Source organism: Streptomyces sp. NPDC057136 (genome assembly GCF_042670885.1).
Classification (GTDB): Bacteria; Actinomycetota; Actinomycetes; order Streptomycetales; family Streptomycetaceae; genus Streptomyces.
In genome coordinates this window covers 1-9,287 of record NZ_JBHUUV010000080.1, presented here as the reverse complement: position 1 = coordinate 9,287, position 9,287 = coordinate 1, and the positions used below count along the sequence as shown (strand labels likewise).

The following is a 9,287-nucleotide window of genomic DNA, read 5'->3' as shown; positions in this document are numbered from 1 at the left end:
GGGGCGCTTGCCTTCGCCGACGTCAGCGCCACCATCGGACTGGCCATTGCGATCGTGTACCGGACCCGTCTCGCACCCAAGCCCCCTCGTCCAACGGTCACTTGCGAGCAATTCGGGCGACCATGACCAGCATGTCACCGGCGCAACGATTCCTCACTCCACCGGCGAGCTGAGCTTTCATGGAAGCGCGGACACAGTGTTGAACGTCGCTACAAGGACCTCCCTGGTCAGCCCTCCCTCGAAAGGATCCACACCCGAAAGAGTTTGCTGCGGACACGACTCTGACGAGTGGTGAAGCGTGAGGCGAGGGCTTTCGACACGCTGCGCCATCGATCCGGAAGGGCGCACGACGAGGGGTCCCTCAACCCGGACCAGACCTTAGACACACCGCGGAGGCCGAAGCAATCCAGGCACTCCCCTACGAGTGAATTGCCACCAGCCATCGCGAGCGGCTCGCCACGACCGACATCGTGTGCTCTAGGGTGCAGTTGCGGCTTGACCACCGCTCCCTGGAGACGCTTCGGCCCATTCCTCCACGCTCGGGTGAACCGGTCGCTCATTACTCAGGACGACGCGTTGTCGCACACGAGTCTCACTTCCCACAACGAGAAACGGTCGGCATCGTGATATATCCGCCAACACGACCCCGGCAAGGCAGAGCCCTGCCCCCGCAGTCGGCGACTCGGCCGTACTCCGTGCATGACTTCCCGCCTGTGTACCGATGATCTCGGACGCAGGCCGGACCGTACCCACGGAATCAACCGATGGGCAGCAGTGCCGGCCACCATGCGGGCACGTCACCCGGTGCGCATGCCTGCCCGGTGGACCCCGCCAGAAGGTGCCACACCGCCATCGCGGGCCAGAGCAGCAGAACGGCCAGGGCGAGCACCCCAACAGCGGGAACGAGCACCCGCTGCGCGTCCGGAGGCCCGCTCAGTCTGATCCACGCCGCCACTCCGGCGAGACCCATCACGGTTGAACTGACCAGGACATGGAGCAGGGTGGAGCCCGGCTCCCCGACTCCGCAGTCCCGCCAGACATGGCCGAGCAGGAGCCCATGAGCATAGAAGCAGAGAACGAACACGAGCCACGGTGCCAACGAGGGCTCCCGGCCGTCCCTCCGCAGCAACCGGCTGCCCCAGCCGTCCGCCAGGCATCGGAACAGATACCACCACGCGAACAGACCTATCACGGCGAGCACCAACCGCGCCGGTGGACCGATCTCCTCGACAACTGCCTGGCCCGGCGCTCCCACCGCGACCATCGCCGCGAGACACACCAGACGCCAGTCGATCCATATACGCCCTTGCAACAGACCCCCCAACGAGGTGCGCTGAACTGCGACTACGCCGTGAACAGGTCCCCTACCGGACCACCCCATTCGAAGACAAACGCCCCTCTTACCCGGTCGGCCCTGACCACGATGCCCGGCTCCGCCACGTTGAGCTGTTCGCGGAGCCATCCGGCCATGCACACGGCGGCGACCTCGGGCTTGTAGTCGACCAAGGGATAATGAAGTCGTGCACCTGGATCTCGACACCACTCGGGTACGCCTCAGCCAGCGGCCGTCGCATGAGAGAAGCGCCGAAGGCGAGCCACTCGAGATCCTTCCAGTGGATTCCGGCCGACGGAAGGGTGAGCCAGATGCAGCCGTGCACCGTCGTGCTGTTTTCCGGCTGAGCATCGACCGCCCGGAGCTCGGCCTCCAGGTCGGCCGCCAGGCCCCCCAGAGGCGCCGACCACTGACGGAACCCGAACCTGCCTGCCTTGATTCTCCCAGGTCCCGCTGGCGCGATCAGCGGAGCGCCGCGTTCGTCACCGGCGCTGCCGCCGACCCAGCCGGCGCGGCCGGGGCAGCGGGAAGGTCCAGCAGAACGCGGATCCGTTGGCTGTGCGTGTTTCCGGAGTGGTTGTCCACCGAGCGGAGGTGCCCGAGAAAGGACGTCGCGTCGGATGCCTCGGCCGCCTGCCGCCAGAACGGAAGCCCCGCTTCGAACTCCGCCACCAGCCGCGCCTTCGGCTGCTCCGCGCCGCCGGGCAACTGGGCGCCCTTCATAAGCCGGGCTGTCTCGGCCTGTGCCTCGGCCATGCGCGCCGCCCATGCCCGGGCGCCGACGAGGTCCTGTGCGGGGCTCTTGGCCGGGCGGAGCACGCCTGCGCTGTTCAGTGGCTTCCATGCCATGAGGTAGTCCGACTGCGCCGGGTCCAAGTCGGCCGCGTCCAGCCGTACCGAGGAGTCGAGCAGGGCGTTCCCCGGGCGGGCGACCCAGCACAGGACGCCGCGCTGCCCGGCTGCCCATCCCCGCTCGTCGGGGTAGAAGAAGTAGGTCTGCAACGGTCCGGACGCCAGAGGGTCGGCCGTGTAATCGAGGAAGAGCTTCGCGCACTGCGGCCGGGCGGTCGCCGCGATCTCGTCCCGCGATGGGGGCCGGTCCTGCTCGGACAGCCGGAAGGTGGCGTACGCCTCTCCTCGGTGTGGCGCGTCGCACGGCAGGAGGCGCACGTCTGCGCCGCGCGTCGGCGGTGCGTCCCGTCCAGGTGCCCCGGACCGCGGGGTGAAGCAATCGCCAGGCTCGATCGCGTGGGAAGCGGTCCAGCCGGGCTTCACTATCTCGCCGGCCGCATCTCGGGCGGGAGGCGTCCAGACCCTGAAGTCGACCACGGCAGCGGCTGTGCCCGCGAGTAGTAGCACCGCGGCGGAGACAGTGACGCCGGCGATCGCGAGCCCCCTGCCACGCTGCCTCCTCCTGGGTATCTGCACGAGCGCCACGATGCCGAAGGCCAGGCCCAGGGGGGCGAGGCACAGCAAGGACGTCACCAACGCGGTGACTGCGAAGGGGTTCAACGTCTCGGCCTGCGACGGGGGCTGGTGCGGGTACGGCGGGTGAGGGTGGGACACGGAACTACCCTTCTTCGCTGGACGGCTGTCTATGGCCGGCGTTGCTCCGACGCCCGCTTGTTGGTGTCGATGACCGTGAAGAGTACGAGAGCGAGAGCGCAGGGAATCGCGACTGCCAGGAAGGCCACCTTGACGGGATGGCTTGCCTCGAACTCGAGGAGAAGCACCCAGATCAGCGCACCGGCGCCGATCGCGAAGGCTGTTCTGCCCATCACGAAAGCCTGCCGTCGGGCCGCTTCGGGGGACCAGTCGATCTTGGGGTATTTGTTCATGTGCCGGAAAGCCGCGTCGCCGAGTCCCAGGGGGTTGGTCATGTACAGCAGCCCGAGGGATGTGAACAGCAAGGGGCCGAGGAATATCTCCATATGGATTGCCTCGTAGAGTCGGAGGTGGGGGCAGGCGGCGGATCATACCTGCCCCCACGGTTGTTCAGATTTGTTGGTTACCGACCCCGGTCAGTGAATTCCGGTGCAGGTGAGTGAGCCTCCGACGTCGCCTCCCGGAGTCGAGACCCCGAAGGAGAACGTCCCCACGGGGTCGTCGTTGCCGTTCCTCACCACACTGGTGATGGGCAGGCTGGACCCGTCGTCCATGCAGTTGTTGGTGGCGTTGACGGCCTGACCGTAGCCACCGGTGAAAATGCCGAGTGTGCCGTCGAGGTTCAGCCCCGATCCTCGGACCTGGTTCCAGTCGTCGGCGTTGCTGTATCCGGCCGTCCCGGAGAAGGTGAACCCCGGGGTGGTCAGCTCGGGCCCTTCGGACCCGACCCAGGCCAGGTCGTAACCGCCTTCCGTGCGCATGGACCCCAGGCATCCGGAGGCCGCGTAGCCCCAGAGCATTCCGGCGTCGACGTTGACGCAGAGGAACTTGGAGGTGCCGTAGCCCGTTGTGTCCCGCAGCAAGGACTCGCCCGGAGTGCCGCCGCCCATGGCCGTGTCGAAGAGGCCGCCCAGGAAGTTCTCCCACGCGGGTACCTCCTTGGGCGGGGTCCAGCCTTCCGAGGCTCCCGGCAGCGTGTTGTTGTACTGCCAGGCGTTGCCGAACTCACCCGAGCCGGAGGCCGGAGTCGCCTCAGTCTCGGAGGAGCCTGCGTCGGGGTCGTACTGCCAGGCGTTCCCCCACTCGCCGGGGCCCGAGATCGAGGTCCCGGTGTCCATCCGCGGGCAGGTGGAGCTGTTGTAGCCCATGCAGTCCGGTTCGTGTCCGTCGAGCTCGACCCTGCTGACCGGGTTGCCTCCGGTGAAGGAGTACCGGTTGCCGGTCATCAGGTCGGTGCCGAGCTTCATGTCGGCGAGGGCGCCGGTGTACATGTCCCGGGTGGTGAAGCGGTTGAGGCTCGGGTCGTAGTCGCGGAATCCCATGTCGTACGTGTCCGAGGAGACGTCCCAACGCTTCGCGTTGAAGCGGTACGGGTTGTAGGCGGCCTCGGCCGGGTCGGCCGGGGCGTTCTTGTCCAGGCCGGTGAATTCCGCCGCGTCGTCCTTTCCGTAGGCGGTGTAGCCATAGGTGGCGCTGGTGTCGCCGGCCGCCGTGCTGACCGACTCGACGTCTCCGCGCGTGTTGTACCCGTACACGCCGAGCTCTTCGGTGCCCCCGACAGTCTTCAGCTGCGAGAGTCGCTGACCCCACGGCGAGTACTGGTAGGAAGCGGTGAGCGAGCCCGAGACCTCCTCGGTGAGCACCTCGCCGGACAGGCCGAGGTAGTCGTACTCGGTCGTCTTGCCGCCCGAGGTCTTGCTGGTGGTGCGGTCGAGCGGGTCGAAGGTGTACTTCGTCACCGCCTGCCCACCGGTCTCGGTCAGCTTGGAGCTCTCCACGACGTGGTCGAAGCCGTCGTACGTGTTGCGCTCGACGATCTTGCCCTCGCCCGAGACGGTCTCCAGCCTGCCGAAGGGGTCGTAGGTGTAGCCCGCCACGGCACCGTTGACATTCGCCGACAGCAGCCGGTTGCGGTCGAAGGTGAAGGTGGAGGACGCCCCCTCGACGTTCTGCGACACGACATTGGCGTTGTCGTCATGGACGTAGGTCTCGGTCGAGGAGCTGGTACCGGTCTTCGTCACTCCGGAGATCCGGTCCACCGGGTCGTAGGTGTAGTTCGCCGTCACGTCGACGTACGACGACGGAGAGTCGGCGTTCATCTTCTTGCCGACGTCCCTGGTCTTGTTGCCGTTGCCGTCGTAGGTGACCGTGTGCTCGGAGACGAGCGTGCCGTTCGCCTTCTTTTCGCGCTGGAGCTTGAGCGCGCCGTCCAGGTAGTAGGTGAGGTCGACGGTGTTGCTGTTGGCCTTTGTCTCCTTCAGCTTCTGGCCCCGGTCGGTGTACGTGTACGAGGTGACCTTCGGCGAGGCGTCCGATACGGACTTCCCGACCGACACCGTCTTGACCAGCTCGCGCAGGTCGTAGGTGTAGCTGGAGAACTGGTCGGGGTGGGTGACCGTCTCCGGCTGACCGTTGGGGTCGTACGTGTACGACGTGGCCTTCTTCTCCTGGCCCGCCAGGGCCTCGGTCACCTTCTGGACCTGGTTGAGGCCGGTGTAGGCCAGCGTGTAGGCGTCAACCGTGCTGCCGGACGACGTGTCGTCCACCGAGGTCATATTGCCGTTGACGTCGTAGGCATAGGCGAAGGTGCGCTTCTCGCTGTCCGTCTCACCGGAGTTGTCGCGCACCAGCTTCACGCCGTCCGCCACGACAACGCCACCGCTGTTCTGGAACAGCTGGAGCTTGCCGGTGTCACCCTTGGTGAAGGTGTACGTGCCGAGCTGGACCCAGGTGCCTGCAGCCGCGTTCTGGTCCTTGGTCACGTTCACCGTGCCCGTGGCATGGGTGACGGTGTACTTCGCCGTCGTTGCGGCACCGGTGACCTTCGGGTACCGCACATACGCGGTGTACGAGCCGTCCTGCGGCACATTCACTGTCCAGGTGAAGGCATCGGTGCCGGTGCCCGCCGTGTGGGTCTGGTGGTCGTAGCCCTGCTGACCGGCAATGTCTCCCTTCGTCCAGGTGCCGGTCGCCGACGTGCTCTGGGTGTCGGAGTTGTCCACCAGAGCGACTGCGCCACCGACCGGAGCGCCGTCGTCCGACCTGGACTTCAGTTTGCCGTCCGGGTAGTACTCCCAGCCCATCGTCCGGGACGAGGAGCCGCCGGCCGAGGTGAGCGTCCGGGCCGTCTGCAGCCCGAGTTCGTTGTAGTCGTGCGTGGCGGCGATGTCCCACGGGTCGGTGGACTTCTTCACCCACCCGTTGTCGTAGTAGGAGTACGAGGTGTCGTTGCGGACCGTCTGACCCTCCGACGGCGGGAGCGAGGTCCTGGCGACCCGGCCCACCTCGTCGTAGACGGTCTGCGTGTAGACGTTCGCCTTGTTGTAGCGGCCGTCGTTCGGGTCGTACGGCTGGAACTGCTTGACCGGGCGGTTCAGCTGGTCGTACTCGGTCCTGGCGGCGAAGTCGTCCGCGTTGGCCGTTCCGGTACCGCGCGGGGTGATCACCCGGGTGGTGTTGCCGACCTGGTCGTACTCGTACTTGGTCGTCCTGTACGTGATCGAGGTGGTGCCGTCGTGCGGCGACTTGACCTCGGTCTGCTTGCCACGCTCGTCGTAGGTCACGGTCGTGGTGTTGTTCTCTTCGTCCGTCGTGGAGAGGACGAGAGAGTCCTTGTCGTAGGCCCGCGAGGTGGCCTTCCCGGCCGCGTCCGTGGCCGTGACGACCCGGTGGTTCAGGTCGTAGGTGGTCTTGCGGGTGTAGTCGGTGGTGTCGGCGGTCACGTTCTTCTTGGGGTCGATGACCTTGGTGACGTTACCGACGTTGTCGTACTCGTAGCTGATCTTGTCGCCGGCCGCGTCGACGACGGACGCCAGCTGGTAGATCTCGTCATAGTTGTTGATGGTCTTGTAGTCGTTCGCGTCGGCCGTGGTCAGCGTTCCCTTAGGCTCCGTGACCGACCGGACGTGGCCGACCTTGTCGTACGCGTAGGTCGTCCGGCGCTCGCCCGACGTGGCCGTGTCCTTGGGCGCCGTCGCGGAGATGACCTGGTCGGTGGCGTCGTAGATGGCCGTTGACACCACGCCGTTGGGCGCTGTGGACGTGGTGACGTTGTCGTTGGCGTCGTAGACCGGGGCCGGCGTGATGATCACGTCGCCCGTCGCCTGGTCCTTGGGCACGGTCTTGACCAGCGCACGTCCGAAGGTGTCGTATGTCTGCTTGGTCTTCTTGCCCAGTGCGTCCGTGAGCTCGGTGACCCTGCCGCGCTCGTCGTAGACGAAAGCGGTCGTCCTGTTCAGCGCGTCGGTGGTCTTCGCCGGGGAGCCGGTCGGACCGAAGTCGCTGTTCGTGGCCGGGTTGCCATTGGCGTCGGTCGCCTTGGTCAGCTGACCGAAGGCGTCGTACTCGTAGGACGTGGTGTAGTCACCGGTGACGGACGGGGTGGCGACACCCTTGGGGTCGGTGACCGTCTTCAGGTTGCCGAAGGTGTCGTAGCCGAACTGCCAGGCGCGGCCCTCCGGCGAGATCTTCTTGGCCAGATCTGCCCCGAAGCCGTCGGGACGCGGCTTGTACTCGTACTTCTGCGCGTTGGCCGGGGAGACACCGGGCGCGCACTCGCTCTGCGTGGGGACGCCTGTCTTGTTGTTCTCGGCGTCGCGCTGCCAGAGCGGGTAGCCGGTCTTCTGGTCGTAGCAGTACGCGGTCTTGGCGCCGTTGGCCTCTTCCAGGTAGGTGACGTTGTTGTCCCCGTCCCAGGCGAGCTTGGTGGTCTGTGCCTTGGCGTTGGTGGTCTGCACCGGGCGGCCGAAGTCGTCCGTCACGTAATTCGTCGCGCGGTTCTCCGCGTCGGTGACCGTCGTGTCGGTGAACTTGGCGTTGGCCGTGTTCACCTTGTACGCGAAGCCCATGGTGCCCTGAAGCCGGTCGGTGACGGTCTGGGTCCACCAGTGGTACTTCGGGTCGTCGCCCTCCTTCGGGTAGTAGTACGCCAGGGCGGTGGAGTTGGCGCGCGGGTCGGTGACCTTGACCAGCTTGACGTTCTTGTTGCCCTGGGTGGCGTCGTACTCGAAGCCGAACACCTTCGGCTGGGACGAACCCGCACCGTCGGTCAGCTTGGTGAGCAGGCCCTTGTCGGAGTACTCGAAGGTGACCTTGCGCTGCGAGATGTCGGTCATCGACTTGACGTGGTCGTCGACCTTCGGGCCGGCCTCACCCTTGGCGTAGTACTCGAGGGTCAGGCTCTGACGGCCCGCCGGGTCGGTGATGTACTTCAGGAACTTGGTCGGCTTGTTGTTCGACTTGCGTTCCTCGTACGTGTACGTCTGGGTGTTGCCGTTCTTGTCGACGATCGACGTCATGTAACCGTCGCAGCCGAAGAGGAACCTGGTGCCGTCGGGACGGGTCATCGTCCAGGCGTCGGGGATCGGGTCCTTGAGGGGGGTGCAGTCCAGTCCCAGCTTGGCTTCCAGCTTGTAGTGGACGCCGGCCGGGGCCTTCCAGCTGCCGTCGGGCTGCTTGCTGAAGACGTGCGTGGTGCCGTCGCCGTCCGGGAGCTTGATCTCGGTCGGGTTGGGCTTGGGGTGGAACTCCAGCGGTGCGCCGAGCCGGGTGGGTCCGGCCAACTGGCCGGACCAGCCGTGCCCGAGGACGGTGTCGGAGGTGTCCAGTGTGTTGTAGGAGAAGCGGGCGAACGTGCTCAGGCCGCGACCGGGGTTGGAGAACGCGTTGTAGGACCAGACGCTGTTTCCGGCGGCCGTGTTGTTCATGACCGTGGAGCCGGCGCCGGTGTTCTTGCCCGCGTAGGAGTAGAACTTCTCCATCCCCAGCGTGTTGGAGGTGGGGTCCTCGACCGCGACGTTCTGCTTGAGGCCGGGGATGCCGGCGGTGCCGGAGACCCAGGTGCTGTTGGTCTTGTTGAAGACGTCCCAGGTCAGCGCGTAGTCGGTGCGCTTGTTGCCGGAGTCGGAGTTGATCGGGGTCTTGACCTGGGCCTGGAGGCTGACCGAGTCACCCGGTGCGACGTCACGGGGCAGGGCGGTCTGGATCTGGTTGCCGCCGTTGGTGACGTCGGTGCCGTCCGGGAGGGCCCACTTGTAGGTGAGGACCTGGTCGGTGGCCTTCCACGTGGCCGTGGTGGTGTTGGTCAGGTTGAAGTCCACCGTGTACGTGGTGTTCGGCGTCATCCGGGCCGGAGTCTGCGGCGCGAAGTACGTCGAGGCCGTGGTCGAGTCGATGTACGTGACCACGATCTTCGGGTGGAGCTTGGGCTCGGCACCTTCGGAGGACAGGAACAGGGTGCGTTCCTGCTGGACGGCCTCGTTGGCCATCTTGATGGCGACGCCCTTCTGGGACGTCGGGGTGCTCACCCAGGACTGTGCGAGTGAGGTGACGTTCCAGTCGTGCCGGGCCG

Annotated in this window: 4 protein-coding genes and 1 pseudogene; all 5 read right to left on the bottom strand. The window is 66.2% G+C overall.

What is annotated here, in order from left to right:
* Positions 1–757 precede the first annotated feature (757 nt).
* Complete coding sequence (locus tag ACFT7S_RS38375; protein ID WP_382741121.1) at positions 758–1,312, bottom strand: hypothetical protein; 555 nt, start codon at positions 1,310–1,312, stop codon at positions 758–760.
* A 32-nt stretch (positions 1,313–1,344) separates the two neighbouring features.
* The gene (locus ACFT7S_RS38370) at positions 1,345–1,506 is read right to left on the bottom strand and encodes a hypothetical protein (protein WP_382741118.1); all 162 of its coding nucleotides are present in this window, start codon (positions 1,504–1,506) and stop codon (positions 1,345–1,347) included.
* Positions 1,507–1,795: 289 nt separating this feature from the next.
* Entirely contained in the window at positions 1,796–2,899 is a 1,104-nt protein-coding gene (locus ACFT7S_RS38365; protein ID WP_382741115.1) for a DUF4190 domain-containing protein, read from the bottom strand.
* 29 nt (positions 2,900–2,928) lie between these two features.
* Positions 2,929–3,264 (bottom strand): hypothetical protein, encoded by a 336-nt coding sequence (locus ACFT7S_RS38360; protein ID WP_382741112.1) that lies wholly within the window; start codon positions 3,262–3,264, stop codon positions 2,929–2,931.
* An 834-nt stretch (positions 3,265–4,098) separates the two neighbouring features.
* Positions 4,099–9,287, bottom strand: a pseudogene (locus tag ACFT7S_RS38355) (RHS repeat-associated core domain-containing protein); the annotation flags it as partial.

What these genes read in the sequence shown, in the direction of transcription:
- ACFT7S_RS38360 (WP_382741112.1), bottom strand. Translation starts at nt 3,264, where the DNA reads ATGGAGATATTCCTCGGCCCCTTGCTGTTCACATCCCTCGGGCTGCTG.